This window comes from Burkholderia sp. Bp8992 (genome assembly GCF_003853705.1).
Taxonomy (GTDB): domain Bacteria; phylum Pseudomonadota; class Gammaproteobacteria; order Burkholderiales; family Burkholderiaceae; genus Burkholderia.
The window spans coordinates 49,834-67,205 of the sequence record NZ_QTQI01000029.1; the positions used below are offsets into that span (position 1 = coordinate 49,834).

Here is a 17,372-nt window from a genome sequence, read left to right on the forward strand (position 1 = left end):
AGGACCATTTAGCCACGATGCCGCGCACGGACGGACATGATTTTCGTCCGGTCGCGCCGCATCGAATCCCGCCGAACCCCGTCGAGCGAAACACCATGGAACCCGATCAAGAGACCGCCGAGCCCATCCTGCTGCGCGACGCGCACGACGGTGTCGTCACGCTGAGGTTGAACCGCCCGCAGCAGTTCAACGCGTTGTCCGAAGCGATGCTCACGAGCCTGCACGACGCGTTCGATACGCTGGCGGCCGATCCGCACGTGCGCTGCGTTGTGCTGGCCGCCGAAGGCCGGGCGTTCTGCGCGGGCCACGACCTGCGGCAGATGCGCAGCAAGCCCGAACTCGACTACTACCGCACGCTGTTCGCGCAGTGCAGCCGCGTGATGCTCGCGATGCGCGCGTTGCCGGTGCCGGTGATCGCGCGCGTGCACGGCATCGCGACAGCGGCCGGCTGCCAGCTCGTCGCCGCATGCGACCTCGCGATCGCCGCCGATACCGCGCGCTTCGCGGTATCGGGCATCAACGTCGGGCTGTTCTGCTCGACGCCGGCCGTCGCGCTGAGCCGCAACGTCGCCGCGAAGCGCGCGTTCGACATGCTCGTGACCGGACGATTCGTCGATGCGGCGACGGCCGCCGCGTGGGGGCTCGTCAACGAGGCCGTGCCCGAGGACGCGCTCGATGCGGCCGTCGCGCGCAAGGTCGCGGAGATCGTCGCGAAGAGCCCTGCCGCGGTGCGGTATGGCAAGCAGATGTTCTATCGGCAGCGCGAGTTGCCGCTCGACGAAGCCTATGCGTATGCGGGCGACGTGATGGCGCGCAACATGATGGAGGAGGATGCGGGCGAGGGGATCGACGCGTTTCTCGAGAAGCGCAAGCCGACGTGGCGTTCGTAGCGCGTTCCCGTCGACTCACGCTCCGGTTCGCCGGACAGCAAACGGGCCGCCCGAGGCGGCCCGCAACCAAAACGGCATGTGCAGCGACGCCGGTCAGCGCCCGTAGCTGCCCGTGCGCAGCGCCGGCTGCACGGTCGACGCGCCCGGCGGCACGATGACGACCGGCACGCGCGGCGCGAGCGCGCACATCAGCTCGTAGCCGATCGTGCCGCTGGCTTGCGCGACATCGTCCACCTTCACCTGGTCGCCCCACAGCTCGACGCGCGATCCGATACCCGCGTTCGGGCACGGCGTCAGGTCGACGGTCAGCATGTCCATCGACACGCGGCCGACGATGCGCGTCATCACGCCGTCCACCGCGATCGGCGTGCCGGTCGGCGCGTGGCGCGGATAGCCGTCCGCATAGCCGCACGCGACGACGCCGATCCGCATCGGCTGGTCGGCCGTGAAGCGACGGCCGTAGCCGACGGTTTCTTCCGGCGACAGCGTCTGCACGCCGATGAGCTTGCTCGTCAGCGTCATCGCGGCCGTGAGCGGCGTGTCGGCGATATGGCGTGACGCGCCCGTCGGCGACGCACCGTACAGGATCGTGCCGGGCCGCACCCAGTCGCGGTGCGCACGCGGGTGCCACAGCACGGCTGCCGAATTCGACACCGAGCGCTCGCCCGGAATCCCGGCCGTGGTCGCGTCGAACTGGTCGAGCTGCCAGTCGACTTCACCTTCGTCGGCGTTCGCGAAATGCATCATCAGCGTGATCTTGCCGATCGACGGCGCGCTCGCCGCGCGCTCCCATGCCGCACGGAACACGGCGGGGCGATAGCCGAGCCGGTTCATCCCGGAATTCATCTTGAGCTGGATGTCGATCGGCTGTTGCGGCTTCGCGGCGATCAGCAGGTCGAGCTGTTCGTCGCAATGGACGCTCACCGTCAGCCGATGGCGATCGGCCAGTTCGACGTCGGCCGGCTCGAAGATCCCTTCGAGCAGCAGCACGGGCTTGTCCCAGCCGAGTTCGCGCACGCGCACGGCTTCGTCGAGATCGAGCAGCGCGATGCCGTCGGCGGCCGCGAGACCGGGGTAGATCCTGTCGATGCCGTGGCCGTACGCGTTGGCCTTGATCACGGCCCACACGCGCGATTGCGCGGCGGTGCGGCGAATGAAGTCGAGGTTGTGGCGGACGGCGTCAGGGCGGATATGGGCGACGATGGGACGGGGCATGGTGATGGCTCGGGTCGGATGTCGTGCGGCGCGCGGCGGCGCGGATCGAAACGGCGGTCTGGCGCGATAGTGCGTCAGGCCAGTGTTGAGCGCTATCTTATTGGTGTTCGACCAGTTTTAATTAACGTATTTATCGACGATTTGGTGGAAATTTTGGCGATCAAGCGTGCCGCCCGCAACTGCCCATGGCCTGTGCGGCGGCCGAGTCTCCCGTCTAGAAAACCGGTGCGCGAACAGCGCGGCGCAATGCTAAGCTCTCGGCGATCTTGCCATTGATCAATGTAATCATAACGGAGGAGACTTGGATGACGACGTCCCAGCTGTGCTTGTTCATCGTGGCGCTGTTGCCGTTCCCGATGACGTTTCTTGCCAAGGCCCGCAAGGGCTACGACAACCGTACGCCGCGCGATTATCTGGCGAAGCTCGACGGCTGGCGCGCCCGCGCGCAGGCCGTGCATCAGAATTCATGGGAAGCGTTCGCGCTGTTCACGGCCGCGCTGGTGGTGGCGTGGCACAACGGCGCGAACGTGCATCGCGTCGACCAGCTCGCGATGGCGTTCGTCGCCATCCGTGTCGTCTATGCGTTGATGTACCTGCTGAACTGGGCGTCGCTGCGTTCGCTCGTGTGGACTGGCGGGATGGCGTGCGTCGTCGCGCTGTTCTTCGCCGCGCCGTAAGCGGCCGGTGAGCCGGGGCGCCGGCCGCGAATGCCGGCGCTACGACGCGCCGCCCGCGCCCCGTGCGTGACTGTCGTTGGATGCGGGCGCAACCCGCTTGGCGACGAACGGCGGTGCTTCCGCTTCGCTGCGCAGGAACGCGATCAACGGATCGAGCAGCCGGTGCCGCGTCGACGGATGGCGGCGCAGCACGAAACGCCACGACGCATCGCGTGCGAGGCCCGGCACCAGCGGCACCAGGCGCCCGCTGCGCAGTTCGGGTTCGATCAGCGGCACGCGGCCGAGCGCGATGCCCGCACCGCCGAGCGCCGCACCGATCACCTGGCTGAAGCTGCTGTAACGCACGATCTTCGTCTCGAAGTCGTCCGGCAAGCCGAAGTGCACCGCCCAGTTGCGCCAGTCGATCTCGGGGCTGTCCTCGTGCATCTCCTGCAGCAGCCGCGAGCGGCACACGTACCCCGATGCGTACGGAAACAGTTCGGGGCTGCACACCGGGAACACGGTCTCCCGCATCAGTACGTCGTCGTCTGCGCGCAGCCGGTGCGCGGGCACGTGCACGATCGCGAGGTCGACGCCGCTGCGCGCGAAATCCGGCTCGTCGTCGAGCACGATCGCATGCAGCGGGGTGTCGGGATGCAGTGAAGAGAATTCCGCAAGACGGCGCGCGAGCCACATCGACGAAAACGGTGCGTTGGCGGACACGGTCAGCCGTTGCGCGGTGCCGCGAATCTCGGCACAGGCGTCGGTCAGGCGCGATAGTGCGTCGCTGACGGCCGGCAGCAGGCGTGTACCGGCCGGTGTGAGGCTGATGCCGCCGAGCCCCGTGCTGCGTTCGAGCAGCCTTGCGCCCAGCGATTCCTCGAGCGAGCGGATCTGGTGACTGACCGCGCTGGTCGACACGTTCAGCTCGACCGCCGCGCGCGCGAACCCGCCGAGGCGGACGGCCGCCTCGAAAGCACGCAGCGCGCTAAGGGGAGGAAGGTGCGACATGGCGGGTATTGTAGTTGACTCAACACCCGTTGAAAAATCATCTTTTGCCGCGCGCGGGCGGTGCGGGTAGCCTCGATCCGGTCAAGAAAAAAGCAACGAATCACCGACCGGAGGGCTTCATGTATTTCGACCGACGACTATGGGCAATGATGGCGGGACTGCGCTGGCGCGTGGCGGCAGCCGTCGCGCTCGGGCTGCTCGCGATGGGTGTCGGCATCCTGCGTTTCGTCTTTCTCGGCCGCGTGCTGGCGCTGGTTTTTGCCGGTGCGCCCGCACGCAGCATCGGCGAAGCCGTCGCTGCAACGGCCGCTTGCGTGCTGCTGCGCGCATGGCTCGACCATCGCCGCACGGTGCTCGCGCAACACACGGCCGGACGCGTGCAGGCCACGCTGCGCGCGCGGCTGTTCGACCGGATCGCGGCGCTCGGCCCCGCGTGGTTCAGCGGCGAGCGCACGGGCGGCGTGATGCTGGCCGTCGTCGACGGCGTCGAGCAGTTGCAGACCTTCTTCGGCGTCTACCTGCCGCAGCTCGTGATCGCCGCGTGCGCGCCGGTGATGATCTTCGCGGTGCTTGCATGGTGGGACGTGCCGACGGCCGCGATCCTGCTGGTCGCGGCGCTCGTCACGCTCGCGCTGCCGCAGCTCGTGCATCGCGCCGACAAGCGTGCGGCGCTCGCACGTTCGGCCGCGTTCAAGGCGTTCGGCGAGGAGTTTCTCGACGCGGTGCAGGGCCTGCCGACGCTGAAGGCGTTCGGGCAGGGCACCGCGTTCGGCGCGAAGCTCGCCGCGAAGGCGCGCGCGCTGTCGGACAGCACGTTCTGGGTGCTCGCGCTCGGCCTGCTGACGCGGTTCTTCACCGATCTCGGCACGGGCCTCGGCGCGGCCGCGGCGATCGTGGTGGGTGCGTGGCGCGTGCGGCACGGCGACATGAGCCTCGAGGCATTGCTGATCGTGCTGATGGCCGGCAGCGAAATCTTCCGGCCGCTGCGCGACCTGCGGGCGGTGTTGCACCAGGGGATGATCGGCCAGTCGGCGGCGAATGCGATCCATGCGCTGCTCGACGCGGGCAGCCACGCGCCTTCCGCCGACGCGCCGCGCGTAGCGGGCCTGCGGCCGGAGATTGCGTTCGACGACGTCAGTTTCGCGTATCCGGGGCGCCGCGCGGATGCGCACGCCGCGTTGAGCTTTACGGTTCGCGAAGGCGAAACGGTCGCCATCGTCGGGCCGAGCGGCGCGGGCAAGTCGACGATCGTGCGCCTGTTGCTGCGCCAGCACGATGCGCAGGGCGGTGCGGTACGCATCGGCGGCCACGACGTGCGCGCGCTCGACGCCGACCAGGTACGCGGCATGATCGCGGTGGTCGCGCAGGATGCGACGCTGTTCGACGGCAGCGTGGCCGACAACCTGCGGCTCGGCCGCCCCGATGCGAGCGACGCCGAGATGATCGCGGCCGCGCGCGCCGCCAACGCGCACGATTTCATCTCGGCGCTGCCGGACGGCTATGCGACGCGCATCGGCGAACGCGGCCTCACGCTGTCGGGCGGCCAGCGCCAGCGCATCGCGATTGCCCGCGCGCTGCTGCGCGATGCGCCGATCCTGCTGCTCGACGAGGCGCTGTCGTCGGTCGACGCGGAGAACGAAGCGCTGATCCAGCAGGCGCTCGACCGGCTCACGCGCGGGCGGACGACGCTCGTGCTCGCACACCGGCTGTCCAGCGTGATCGGGGCCGATCGCATTCTCGTGCTCGACCAGGGGCGGGTGGTCGACGAAGGCACGCACGCGGCGCTGATCGCGCGCGACGGCCCGTATCGCCGGCTGATGGGGCCGCAGCTGGAGGCCGTCGCCGAATCCGTCGGCACGGCGGCGACGGCCGGCGCGACCGCGCGTGCGTCGTCGGGCCCGCAGGTGCGGCCGCTGAACGACGATGCAGCGACCATCGGCTGGCCGGAGACATGGCAGACGCTGCTGCGCTTCGTGCAGCCGTGGAAGGGCAAGGTCGTGCTGACCGTGCTGTTCGGGATCGGCCGCGTGCTCGCGTTCATCGGCGTCGGCGTGATCGGCGCGCTGGTGGTCGGCGCGGTGTCCTCCGGCCGCGTGAGCACCGCGCTCGTCGTCGCGCTGCTCGTGATCGCGCCGGTGGCGGCCGTGCTGCACTGGCTCGAATCGTGGCTCGCGCACGACATGGCGTACCGGCTGCTCGCGGAAATGCGCATCGCGCTGTTCGCGACGCTCGAACGCCTCGCGCCGGCCGGGCTGCTGCGCCGCCGTTCCGGCGATCTCGTATCGCTCGCGACGCAGGACGTCGAGACCGTCGAATATTTCTACGCGCACACGCTGGCGCCCGCGTTCGTCGCGGTATTGGTGCCGGCCGGCGTGCTGGTGTTGCTTGCTTCGATCGCGTGGCCGCTCGCGCTCGTGCTGCTGCCGTTCCTGCTGTGGGCCGGACTGGCGCCCGTGCTCGCGCGGCGCGACGTCGACCGGCTCGGCACCGGCGCGCGCGAAGCGCTCGGCCAGCTCGGCGCGCACCTGACCGAAACGATCCAGGGGCTCGCGGAACTGACCGCGTTCCAGGCGATCGTGCGCCGTCGCGCGGCGTTCGTGGCCGAGGTCGACGCGTACCGCCGGCAGCGCGCGAAACTGCTCGACGACCTGTCGGCGCAAAGCGCCGCGCTGGAAGTCGCGAGCGGGCTCGGCGGGCTGGCGGTCGCGGCGCTCGGCGCGCTGTTGTGCGCACGCGGCTGGTTCCCGCATGAGTCGTTGCCGCTGCTGGTGCTGGTTGCCGTGGCCGCGTTCATGCCGGTGGCCGAAATCGGCCAGGTCGCGCGCCAGCTTGCCGACACGATCGCGTCGACGCGCCGCTTGCGTGCACTGGAGAAGGAGCCCGTGCCAGTGACGGACGGCACGCATGCGATGCCCGGCAATCCGGCCGTGCGTTTCGAAACCGCGTCGTTCACGTATCCGGGCCGCAGCGTGCCCGCGATCGACCGCGTGAGCTTCGACGTGCCGCCGGGCAGCACGGTCGCGCTGGTCGGCGCATCGGGCGCCGGCAAGTCGACGGTCGCGAGCCTGCTGCTGCGCTTCTGGGATCCGCAGCAGGGCCGCGTGACGCTCGGCGGCGTCGATCTGCGCGACCTGCGGCTCGACGACCTGCGACAGCACATCGCGCTGGTTGCGCAGGATACCTACCTGTTCAACGACACGCTCGAAGCGAACATCCGGCTTGCCGCGAACGACGCGTCCGACGCGGACGTGCAGCGCGCGATCGACCATGCGGCGCTCGGCGACTTCGTCGCGCGGCTGCCGGACGGGCTCGCGACGCGCGTCGGCGAGCGCGGCGTGCAGCTGTCGGGCGGCCAGCGCCAGCGGGTCGCGATCGCGCGCGCCTTCCTGAAGGACGCGCCGGTGCTGATCCTCGACGAGGCGACGTCCCATCTGGATACGATCAGCGAGCAGCAGATCCGCGCGGCGCTGGAAGACCTGATGACGCAGCGCACGTCGATCATCATCGCGCACCGGCTGTCGACCGTGCGCAATGCCGACCTGATCCTCGTGATCGAACGGGGCAGCGTGATCGAGGCGGGAAGCCACGTGGACCTGATGGCGCGACAGGGCGCGTATGCGCGGCTCGTGTCGCATCAGGCGAGCGGGGTGGCGGCGTGATTGATACGACATCGGCGCGTCGCCGGTAAACACATTCCGCAACATCCGTCGAATCGCGCTGACGGTTGGCGGCACGCGCGTGGTTGAACCGCTGACCGTCCGCGCGGACGAACGCGCGGGCGGCGCATGGCGCGCCGCCTTCCGTTGGCGGTTGGCGCCCGCCGTTGTCCGCAACCCGCGCCCGCCGCCACGCCCCTTTCTGCACGCGCCCGTCTTCCGCATACCCGCAAGCCGTGCGCCGGTCTGCCTGCCTCGCCGGACCCTTTCCCCGTTTCCTCCGATCAATCCGGCCCCGCGCGGCTCGGGTTTGTCTCGATGAATTTACCCGTTGCGGACTTTTTTGTTGTCGTAGTATCGCGATTGACAACACTTGTTGCACTAATGTCTAATTCAACATCGCATGTTGCGGTGCGGCTTGATGTCGTCGTTCCGCCGGCCCGTTGGCCGGTTACATCGCTCAATCATGCGGAGAGAAACCATGAGTCGCCGTTCCTTCCTGAAAGTCATCGCGGTCGTCGCCGCGCTCGGCGCCAGCCTCGCACACGCGGATACCAAGACGCTCGTCGTCGGCACCGATACGTCGTTCATGCCGTTCGAGTTCAAGCAGGGCGACAAGTACGTCGGCTTCGATCTCGACCTGTGGGCCGAGATCGCGAAGGACCAGGGCTGGAAATACACGATCCAGCCGATGGATTTCGCGGGCCTGATCCCGGCGCTGCAGACGCAGAACATCGACGTCGCGCTGTCGGGGATGACGATCAAGGAGGAGCGCAAGAAGGCGATCGACTTCTCCGCGCCGTATTACGACAGCGGCCTCGCGGCGATGGTGCAGGCGGGCAACACGTCGATCAAGTCGATCGACGACCTGAACGGCAAGGTGATCGCCGCGAAGACGGGCACCGCGACGATCGACTGGATCAAGGCGCACCTGAAGCCGAAGGAGATCCGCCAGTTCCCGAACATCGACCAGGCCTACCTCGCGCTCGAAGCCGGCCGCGTCGACGCGGCGATGCACGACACGCCGAACGTGCTGTTCTTCGTGAACAACGAAGGCAAGGGCAAGGTGCAGGTCGCGGGCCAGCCGGTCAGCGGCGACAAGTATGGAATCGGCTTCCCGAAGGGCAGCGCGCTCGTGCCGAAGGTAAATGCGTCGCTCGTGAAGATCAAGGCCGACGGCCGCTACGCGCAGATCTACAAGAAGTGGTTCGGCGCCGAGCCGCCGAAGATGTGAGCGTGACCGCGCGCCATGGCGCGGCCGGGTGGCCGCGCCGGTCTTGAATCGAACGGGGAGCAACAAGTGAATTTCGATTGGTCGGCGATATGGGCGGCGTTGCCGGACCTGATGGACGGGGTCCGGTTGACGGTGTTCATCGCATTTTTCGGGCTGGTGGGCGGGTTCATCGTCGGGATGGTCGCGGGGATGTTCCGCGCGTACGGACCGAAGGCGATGAACGTGCTCGCACAGGTTTATATTGAACTGATCCGCGGCACGCCGATCGTCGTGCAGGTGATGTTCCTGTATTTCGCGCTGCCGCTGCTCGCGCATATCCGCATCGACGGCCTGACGGCCGCGATCATCGCGATCACGGTGAATTCGGGCGCGTATCTGGCGGAAGTCGTGCGCGGCGCGCTGCTGTCGATCCCGAAGGGGCTGACGGAAGCGGGGCTCGCGATGGGGCTGTCGATGCCGCGCGTGCTGCTGAAGATCGTCGGGCCGCTGGCGTTCCGGCGGCTGATTCCGCCGCTCGGCAACCAGTGCATCGTGAGCCTGAAGGACACGTCGCTGTTCATCGTGATCGGCGTCGGCGAACTGACGCGCAAGGGGCAGGAAATCATCGCGGGCAATTTCCAGGCGGTCGAGATCTGGAGTGCGGTGGCCGTCATTTACCTGATATTGACCGGCGTGATGACGCTGACGCTTCGGCTCGTCGAAAAGCGGATGAGAATCTTATGAGCATGATCGAATTCCAGAACGTGTCGAAGAGCTTCGGCCACGTACCGGTGCTGAAGCATATCGACCTGAAGATCGACGCGGGCGAGGTGGTCGTCGTGATCGGTCCGTCGGGCTCGGGCAAGTCGACGATGTTGCGCTGTATCAACGCGCTCGAGAAAATCACGGGCGGCGAGCTGCTCGTCGACGGCCAGAGCGTGCGCGGCAACGCGACGACGATCCGCAACATCCGGCTCGAGGCCGGCATGGTGTTCCAGCAATTCAACCTGTTTCCGCAAATGACCGCGCTCGAGAACGTGATGTTCGGGCCGATGCAGGTGCGCGGTGCGTCGCGCGCCGAAGCACGCGACCAGGCGATGGCGCTGCTCGACAAGGTCGGCCTCGAATCGCGCGCGAATCATTATCCGTCGGAGCTGTCGGGCGGCCAGCAGCAGCGCGTCGCGATCGCGCGAGCGCTCGCGATCCGGCCGCGGCTGATGCTGTTCGACGAGCCGACGTCGGCACTCGATCCGGAGTTGCGTCACGAAGTGCTGAAAGTGATGCAGGATCTCGCGACCGAAGGCATGACGATGATCGTCGTCACGCACGAGATCGGCTTCGCGAAACGGGTCGGTACGCGGCTGCTGTTCATGGATCAGGGCGGCATTGCCGAGGACGGCCATCCGGTCGACCTGATCGACCGGCCGCCGACGCCGCGCCTGAAGGAATTCCTGAAACACGTCTCCTGAACGGAACCGAACCCGCCGACATGCCGCTTTCCCTTTCTCCCGTCATCGCCGGTGCGCCGTTCGACATCGGCGTGCGCCTCGGCGAGCTTGCCCGCCCCGTATTCGACGCGTACATGCAGCAGAGCAGCGCATGGCAGGCCGTGCGCCGCTGGCGCGGCCATCCGTTCGTCGCCGCGCTGCGGCAGGCCGCGCTGGCCGCGTACCCCGATCTCGTCGCGGAACTGGACGGAATCGCGGCGGGCGTCGGCTGGCCGGCCGAGGACATCTTTTTGTGGAACTGCCGCGGCGAGTTGATCCACAACGCGCCGGACGGCTGCACGACGCTTGCCGCGCGCGATGCGAACGGCACGCGCTGGATCGCGCACAACGAGGACGGCGATCCGTTCCTGCGCGAGCGTTGCCTGCTCGTCGACGTGCAGCCGGCGGGCAAGCCGGGCTTCATCAGTTTCTATTACCCCGGTTCGCTGCCGGGCCATACGTTCGCCGCGAATCACGCGGGCATCGCGCAGGCGATCAACAACCTGCGGATCCGTACGCCGGCGCCGGGCGTGCCGCGCATGATCCTCGCGCGTGCGGTGCTCGACGCGACGTCGCTCGACGCGGCCGCCGACGTGCTGCGCGTGCATGCGCGAGCGAGCGGTTTTCATCACACGCTCGGCGCGACCGGCGATGAGCGCTTGCTGAGCATCGAGGCGAGCGTCGCGCGCTGTTCGGTCGTCGACGTCGCGCACCTCAGCGGGCACGCGAATCATCTCGTGCATCCCGGTTGCGAGGCGGAAGCGCAGATCGTCACGCAATCGTCGGCCGACCGCCAGCGCCGCGTCGACGCGTTGACGCCCGGCATCGACACGGTCGACGCAGCCGCGCTGCTGCGCGTGCTCGGCGATCGCGCGCCCGAAGGGCTGCCGATCTATCGCGACGATCCGGCCGATCCCGACGACGAGAACACGCTCGCGACCGCGGTGTTCGAGATTCATGACACCGCGATCGATTTCACCGTCCATCAACACGGCACGCAGCGTTTCGCGACGCGCATCGTGCCGACCGGACGCGCGCACGACGCGTCCTGATCCATGAGGCAACGCATGACGACCGTTTTCCATCGCGCCCCGCGCGCCACCTTGCCCGTCGCCGTCGCAGGCGACGGCATCGAGATCGTCGATTCGACCGGCAAACGCTATATCGACGCGTGCGGCGGTGCGGCCGTGTCGTGTCTCGGCCACAGCAACCAGCGCGTGATCGATGCGATCAAGCGGCAGGCGCAGCAACTGGCGTATGCACATACGTCGTTCTTCACGACCGACGTGGCCGAGGAACTGGCCGACCGGCTCGTCGACGCCGCGCCGGCCGGCCTCGAGCACGTGTACTTCGTGTCGGGCGGCTCCGAGGCGATCGAGGCCGCGCTGAAGCTCGCGCGCCAGTATTTCGTCGAGAAGGGCGAGCCGCAGCGCCGGCATTTCATCGCGCGGCGGCAGAGCTATCATGGCAACACGCTCGGCGCACTTGCGATCGGCGGCAATGCCTGGCGGCGCGAGCCGTTCCTGCCGCTGCTGATCGAAGCGCACCACGTGAGCCCGTGCTATGCGTATCGCGACCAGCAGGCGGGCGAAACCGACGAGGCGTATGCGCAGCGCCTCGCGGACGAGCTCGAACGGAAGATCGTCGAACTCGGCGCGGAAAGCGTCGCGGCGTTCGTCGCGGAGACGGTTGTGGGCGCAACGGCCGGCGCGGTGCCGCCGGTGCGCACGTACCTGAAGAAGATTCGCGCGGTGTGCGACAAGTACGGCGTGCTGCTGATCCTCGACGAGATCATGTCAGGGATGGGGCGTACGGGTTATCTGTACGCGTGCGAAGAAGACGACGTCGCGCCCGACCTGCTGACGATCGCGAAAGGCCTCGGCGCAGGCTACCAGCCGATCGGCGCGACGCTCGTCAGCGACCGCATCTACCGGACGATCGTCGACGGCTCGGGTTTCTTCCAGCATGGCCATACGTATCTTGGCCATGCGACTGCGTGTGCGGCCGCGCTGGAAGTACAGCGCGTGATCGCCGAAGAGAAGCTGCTCGACAACGTGAAGGCGCGCGGCGAGCAACTGCGTGCATCGTTGCGCGAGCACTACGGCGCGCATCCGCATGTCGGCGATGTGCGCGGCCGCGGGCTGTTCGTCGGCGTCGAACTCGTGCGCGATCGCGAGACCAAGGCGACGTTCGATCCCGCGCTGAAGCTGCATGCAGCGGTCAAGCGCGAAGCGATGCAGCGCGGGCTGATGGTGTATCCGATGGGCGGCACGATCGACGGCGTCCACGGCGATCACATCCTGATTGCGCCGCCGTTCATCAGCACCGCGCAGCAGATCGACACGATCGTCGAGCGGCTGTCCGGCGCGATCGGCGCGGCGCTCGCGTCGGCCGGCGCGTGAACCCCGACCTCACTGCATGCTCACCATGACAAACAGACTGCCACCGTTCGATCCCGCATCGGCCACCGATGAACAGAAGGCCGTGCTGGCCGACATCCTCAGCGGCCCGCGCGGCAACCTGAACGGGCCGTTTCTCGGCTGGATCGCGAGCCCCGAGCTGGCCCAGCACGCGCAGAAGCTCGGCGCGTTCTGCCGCTATCGCACGGGCCTGCCGCTGCGGCTGTCGGAGCTCGCGATCCTCGTGACGGCCGCGCGCTGGCGCTCACAGGCCGAGTGGCACATCCATCATCCGATCGCGCTCGACGCAGGCGTGCCGGCCGCGACGGCCGACGCGATCCGGCTCGGCGTCGCGCCCGCATTCGAATCGGACGACGATGCGCTGATCCATGCGTTCGCGAGCGAGTTGTACGACACGCGCCGCGTGAGCGATGCGACGTTCGCGCGTGCGCAGGCACGCTTCGGCCACGAGACCGTCGTGAACCTCGTTGCGCTGCTCGGCTATTACGCGCTCGTCGCGATGACGCTGAACACGTTCGGCATGCGTGCGGACGGACAAACTGATTTGCCGTTTCCGGAGTGACGATTGTGCGTTGATCGTGCCGGAACCGGGGTGGCGAACCGTCCGACGAATGCCCGCCGACGTGTTGCCGTCAGCAATGCAACCAAATGTATTCGTACGAGATCAACGCGCATTGGCCGCGTATGATGGCTTGTTCACATCGATAGGTCGGTGAGCAAGCATGACGAGTACCCGTAAAACCATGATGATTGCCGGCGGGCTCCTGGTAGCCGCGGCCGGCACTGCCTACGTGATGCTTCTGCGCGCGGACCACCGTGCGATCGAAGACGCCGGTATCGGCGATTCGGCCGCACCGGTTGCCGCGGCGCCCGCGAGCAACGATCACGCGGTGCAGGGCGCAATCGCGCCGCCGGCACCGGCCGCCGCGACGGCGCCGAAGCAGGCGGCTGCCGCGCCGCCTCCCGCACCAACCGCACCCACGCCCGCGCCGGCCGCAACCGCGCGCGTCGACGCCGCGCCTGCGCCGGTTCCGGTCGTCAGCGACAAGCCGCAACCGGTGACGAAGCCGGCCGCGCCGCCGCCGAAGGTCAACGTCGTGACGGTGGAGGCGCAGGATTCGACCCCACCAGCGCCCGCTCCGGCACCGGCTGCCAAATCCGCTCAATCGACTGCGCCCGCGCAGGTCACGCAACGGGCGCCGCGCAAGCGCGATGGCCTCGAACGCCACGCAGCCGCCGCGCCGCCGACTGCGACGAAATCCGAAACGCCGGAGACGGCCGCGCTCGTCAGGGAATCGGCGAAGCTCGATCCGTCGTTGCCGCCCCCGTCGATGTCATCGGTGTCGTCGATGCCGACGAGCACCGGTTCGTATCGGCAGGGCGGTTCGTCGTCCGGCGCGAATCCGGTGGCGGCCGCGATGACCGAGCAACTGGTCAGGCAGTCGAGCAGTTTCAAGTCGACGGCGCCCGCGCCGGCGGACGGCGGCCCGAGCGCGACCAAGTAACCGCGCACGCCTTCGGCATAAAAAGGGCCCCGCATGCCGACCAAAGCATGCGGGGCCAAGAGAGACAAACTTTGATGTCTGCGGGCTGACGTCCGTTATGCGGCAACCGCTTCTTCGGCCTGCGGTTGCGCCGCGGCGACCGGCGCCACGTCCTGACGGATCAGGTGGTCGAACGCGCCGAGCGATGCCTTCGCGCCTTCACCCACGGCGATCACGATCTGCTTGAACGGCACCGTCGTCACGTCGCCGGCGGCAAACACGCCCGGCACCGACGTCGCGCCGCGCGCATCGACGACGATCTCGCCGTGCTTCGACAGTTCGATCGTGCCTTTCAACCATTCGGTGTTCGGCACGAGCCCGATCTGCACGAACACGCCTTCGAGGTCGATGCGCTGCGTGTCGCCCGAGCGCAGATCCTTGTAGACGAGCCCGTTCAGCTTGCTGCCGTCGCCGGTCAGCTCGGTCGTCTGCGCCTGCGTCACGATCGTCACGTTCGGCAGGCTGCGCAGCTTGCGCTGCAGCACTTCGTCCGCGCGCAGCTGCGCGCCGTATTCGATCAGCGTGACGGCCTTCACGATGCCGGCGAGGTCGATCGCGGCCTCGACGCCCGAGTTGCCGCCGCCGACCACCGCCACCCGCTTGCCCTTGAACAGCGGGCCGTCGCAGTGCGGGCAGTACGCGACCCCGCGGTTGCGGTATTCGCGCTCGCCCGGCACGTTGATTTCGCGCCAGCGCGCGCCGGTCGCGAGCACGATCGTCTTCGCCTTCAGCACCGCGCCGTTTGCGAGGCGGATCTGGTGCACGTCGCCCGGAATCAGCGCATCGGCGCGCTGCACGTCCATGATGTCGACGTCGTACTGCTTCACGTGCTGCTCGAGTGCCGTCGCGAACTTCGGCCCTTCGGTTTCCTGCACCGAGACGAAGTTCTCGATTGCCATCGTGTCGAGCACCTGGCCGCCGAAACGCTCGGCGACGACGCCCGTCGCGATGCCCTTGCGGGCCGAGTAGATGGCGGCTGCCGCGCCTGCCGGGCCGCCGCCGACGATCAGCGTGTCGAACACCGGCTTGTTTTCGAGCGATTTCGCCGCGCGTTCGCCGGCGCCCGTGTCGAGCTTCGCGAGGATTTCCTTCACGCTGCTGCGGCCCTGGCCGAACGAGGCGCCGTTCAGGAACATCGTCGGCACGGCCATGATCTGGCGCGACTCGACTTCATCCTGGAACAGCGCGCCGTCGATCGCGACGTGGCGGATGCGCGGGTTGATCAGCGACATCACGTTCAGCGCCTGCACGACTTCCGGGCAGTTCTGGCACGACAGCGAGAAGAACGTCTCGAACGCGTAGTCGCCGTCGAGCGCGCGGATCTGTTCGATCACGTCGTCGTCGAGCTTGATCGGGTGGCCGCCCGTCTGCAGCAATGCGAGCACGAGCGACGTGAATTCATGGCCCATCGGGATGCCGGCGAAGCGGATGCCGGCCGGCTTGCCGGGCTCGCCGATCGAGAATGACGGCTTGCGCTCGGCGTCGTCGCGGCGTTCGGTCACGGTCACGCGATCCGTCAGCGACGCAATCTCGTTCAGCAGCGCCAGCAGTTCCTGCGATTTCGCGCTGTCGTCGAGCGAGGCGACGAGTTCGATCGGGCGCGTGATTTTTTCGAGGTACGCTTTGAGTTGGTTCTTGAGATTGGCGTCGAGCATGGCGTTTCGGATTCCGTATTGATTATGCTGGTCGGGCACGTCGTGCCGGAGGAGGGTGCGGGCCGCGCTGCAGCGGCCCGCCGTCGCGCGCCTCGTGCGAGGCGCGCGGCGCGATCGTCAGATCTTGCCGATCAGGTCGAGCGACGGGGTAAGAGTTTCCGCACCCGGCGTCCACTTGGCCGGGCACACTTCACCCGGGTGTGCCGCAATGTATTGCGCAGCCTGCACCTTGCGCAGCAGTTCGCCAGCGTCGCGGCCTATGCCGTTGTCGTGGATTTCGCACAGCTTGATCTCGCCTTCCGGGTTGATCACGAACGTGCCGCGCAGGGCCATCCCTTCTTCCTCGATCAGCACGTCGAAGTTGCGCGACAGCGTGAGCGTCGGGTCGCCGACCAGCGGGTACTTGATCTTGGCGATCGTGTCCGACGTGTCGTGCCATGCCTTGTGCGTGAAGTGCGTGTCGGTCGACACGCCGTAGATTTCGACACCCAGCTTCTGGAATTCCGCGTAACGGTCGGCGAGGTCGCCCAGCTCGGTCGGGCAGACGAACGTGAAGTCGGCCGGGTAGAACACGACGACGGACCACTTGCCCTTGAAGTTCTCTTCCGAGACGGGCACGAATTCGCCGTTGTGGTAAGCGGTTGCCTTGAACGGCTTGATTTGGGTGTTGATGATCGGCATCTGGAGAATTCCTTGTCTTCAGTGGTGAGTGGAGTGTTGTCAGTATCCGGGTTCACCCTGAATTTGGGAAATTGCTTGTTTCAATCCGGGGCATCAGGATTTTCTATCTGCTTCCGGCCCTTGATTGGGTGGGGCTTGGGAGGCGTTGATTGGGTAGCCGATGAATGCGGGTGAGAGCGGGGCAGTTTGGCGTGATGTGCCGGCGCGAATAGCTGGCACATTGCGTGCGCAGGATGGTCGTCTCGCGCGTTCGTATCAGGTGCTGCGGGAGGGCCGAGTTCCGCCGCATACAACGGCTCGGACTTAGAGCTGACTCAGAGCTTGTAGGGCACGCGAACGCCGGGTTCGGTGGCAGGGAAGTCCTTCGTGTTGCGCGACACGAGCAGCAGACCGTTCACTTGTGCCGATGCCCAGACGATTGCATCGGGTAGGCGTATGCGCCGTTCCTTGCGGATTGTCACGGCGCGATTCGCAACCGAGCTGTCGAGTGCGATGACATCGAACGACGAGAGCCACGCGCGGATGGGTGCCTCGTCCTGTGCGGACGTGCCAACCAGGACCTCCATCCACGAGATCGTACTGATCGCCCGATAGTCGTAGCGGCCCAGTTCCGCACGAGCGGATTCCACACCGCCCAGATAGTCGATCAGGATGTTGGTGTCGAAGAGAGCTTTTACCATTCCGAGCGCAGTTCTTCCTGATAGGTGAGCCCGTCGACCTTGCGATCTTTCCAGAGACCGAAGACGTCGTCGGCGAGCCGGTGCTTGTGCAGGGCAATATAGGCATCGATCGCGTCGCGGATGATTGCGGCGCGAGGACGGTGTTGAGTCTCAACGATGACGGCCAACTCGTCGAGTTGGCCGTCCGACAGATCGACCAGAATTCGGCTCATGATAGCCTCCGATATATGATATGCATATCATATATACCTGATCATCTGCCCG

General features: G+C 67.3%; 16 protein-coding genes. 10 read left to right on the forward strand and 6 right to left on the reverse strand.

The window, feature by feature from the left end; translation table 11 throughout:
* The first annotated feature begins 95 nt into the window (after nucleotides 1–95).
* Nucleotides 96–890, forward strand: a complete 795-nt coding sequence (locus DIE03_RS31580) for an enoyl-CoA hydratase (RefSeq protein WP_124456113.1) — start codon at nucleotides 96–98, stop codon at nucleotides 888–890.
* A 93-nt stretch (nucleotides 891–983) separates the two neighbouring features.
* On the opposite strand, the gene alr is transcribed toward DIE03_RS31580, so the two are convergent.
* Nucleotides 984–2,105, reverse strand: a complete 1,122-nt coding sequence (gene alr, locus DIE03_RS31585; RefSeq protein ID WP_124456114.1) for an alanine racemase — start codon at nucleotides 2,103–2,105, stop codon at nucleotides 984–986.
* A 305-nt stretch (nucleotides 2,106–2,410) separates the two neighbouring features.
* Between alr and DIE03_RS31595 the strand changes: the two genes are divergently transcribed.
* Entirely contained in the window at nucleotides 2,411–2,782 is a 372-nt protein-coding gene (locus DIE03_RS31595; RefSeq protein ID WP_124456116.1) for an MAPEG family protein, read from the forward strand.
* 39 nt (nucleotides 2,783–2,821) lie between these two features.
* Here the strand turns inward: DIE03_RS31595 and DIE03_RS31600 are convergent, their stop codons facing one another.
* Nucleotides 2,822–3,772: a LysR family transcriptional regulator gene (locus DIE03_RS31600; protein ID WP_124456117.1), complete on the reverse strand. Its 951-nt coding sequence runs from the start codon at nucleotides 3,770–3,772 to the stop codon at nucleotides 2,822–2,824.
* 119 nt (nucleotides 3,773–3,891) lie between these two features.
* Between DIE03_RS31600 and DIE03_RS31605 the strand changes: the two genes are divergently transcribed.
* The 8 genes from DIE03_RS31605 (at nucleotide 3,892) to DIE03_RS31640 (ending at nucleotide 14,053) form a co-directional block, all read left to right on the forward strand.
* Nucleotides 3,892–7,431 carry an ABC transporter ATP-binding protein gene (locus DIE03_RS31605; RefSeq protein WP_124456118.1) on the forward strand — a complete coding sequence of 1,180 codons (3,540 nt, stop codon included), beginning with the start codon at nucleotides 3,892–3,894 and terminating at the stop codon, nucleotides 7,429–7,431.
* Nucleotides 7,432–7,909: 478 nt separating this feature from the next.
* Nucleotides 7,910–8,662 (forward strand): glutamine ABC transporter substrate-binding protein GlnH, encoded by a 753-nt coding sequence (glnH, locus tag DIE03_RS31610; protein ID WP_124456119.1) that lies wholly within the window; start codon nucleotides 7,910–7,912, stop codon nucleotides 8,660–8,662.
* A 15-nt stretch (nucleotides 8,663–8,677) separates the two neighbouring features.
* The gene (gene glnP / locus DIE03_RS31615) at nucleotides 8,678–9,385 is read left to right on the forward strand and encodes a glutamine ABC transporter permease GlnP (protein WP_185658259.1); all 708 of its coding nucleotides are present in this window, start codon (nucleotides 8,678–8,680) and stop codon (nucleotides 9,383–9,385) included.
* The gene (glnQ, locus tag DIE03_RS31620) at nucleotides 9,382–10,110 is read left to right on the forward strand and encodes a glutamine ABC transporter ATP-binding protein GlnQ (protein ID WP_185658260.1); all 729 of its coding nucleotides are present in this window, start codon (nucleotides 9,382–9,384) and stop codon (nucleotides 10,108–10,110) included. Before glnP ends, glnQ begins: the two co-directional genes overlap by 4 nt.
* A 20-nt stretch (nucleotides 10,111–10,130) precedes the next feature.
* Nucleotides 10,131–11,180, forward strand: coding sequence for a C45 family peptidase (locus DIE03_RS31625; RefSeq protein ID WP_124456120.1), 1,050 nt, complete (start codon nucleotides 10,131–10,133; stop codon nucleotides 11,178–11,180).
* Nucleotides 11,181–11,195: 15 nt separating this feature from the next.
* A complete protein-coding gene (locus DIE03_RS31630; protein WP_124456121.1) occupies nucleotides 11,196–12,530 on the forward strand; it encodes an aspartate aminotransferase family protein in 1,335 nt (444 codons plus the stop codon).
* A 25-nt stretch (nucleotides 12,531–12,555) separates the two neighbouring features.
* A complete protein-coding gene (locus DIE03_RS31635; protein WP_124456122.1) occupies nucleotides 12,556–13,110 on the forward strand; it encodes a carboxymuconolactone decarboxylase family protein in 555 nt (184 codons plus the stop codon).
* A gap of 160 nt (nucleotides 13,111–13,270) precedes the next feature.
* Nucleotides 13,271–14,053 carry an extensin gene (locus DIE03_RS31640; protein ID WP_124456123.1) on the forward strand — a complete coding sequence of 261 codons (783 nt, stop codon included), beginning with the start codon at nucleotides 13,271–13,273 and terminating at the stop codon, nucleotides 14,051–14,053.
* 95 nt (nucleotides 14,054–14,148) lie between these two features.
* Here DIE03_RS31640 and ahpF read toward each other — a convergent pair whose 3' ends face one another.
* From ahpF to DIE03_RS31660, 4 genes are all read right to left on the reverse strand, one after another.
* Entirely contained in the window at nucleotides 14,149–15,747 is a 1,599-nt protein-coding gene (gene ahpF / locus DIE03_RS31645) for an alkyl hydroperoxide reductase subunit F (protein WP_124456124.1), read from the reverse strand.
* A 117-nt stretch (nucleotides 15,748–15,864) separates the two neighbouring features.
* Complete coding sequence (gene ahpC, locus DIE03_RS31650; protein ID WP_011547973.1) at nucleotides 15,865–16,428, reverse strand: alkyl hydroperoxide reductase subunit C; 564 nt, start codon at nucleotides 16,426–16,428, stop codon at nucleotides 15,865–15,867.
* A 314-nt stretch (nucleotides 16,429–16,742) separates the two neighbouring features.
* Nucleotides 16,743–17,108, reverse strand: a complete 366-nt coding sequence (locus DIE03_RS31655) for a type II toxin-antitoxin system VapC family toxin (protein WP_124456125.1) — start codon at nucleotides 17,106–17,108, stop codon at nucleotides 16,743–16,745.
* Nucleotides 17,102–17,320, reverse strand: coding sequence for a hypothetical protein (locus DIE03_RS31660; RefSeq protein ID WP_021160898.1), 219 nt, complete (start codon nucleotides 17,318–17,320; stop codon nucleotides 17,102–17,104). The genes DIE03_RS31655 and DIE03_RS31660 overlap by 7 nt, the downstream gene beginning before the upstream one ends.
* Nucleotides 17,321–17,372: the final 52 nt, after the last annotated feature.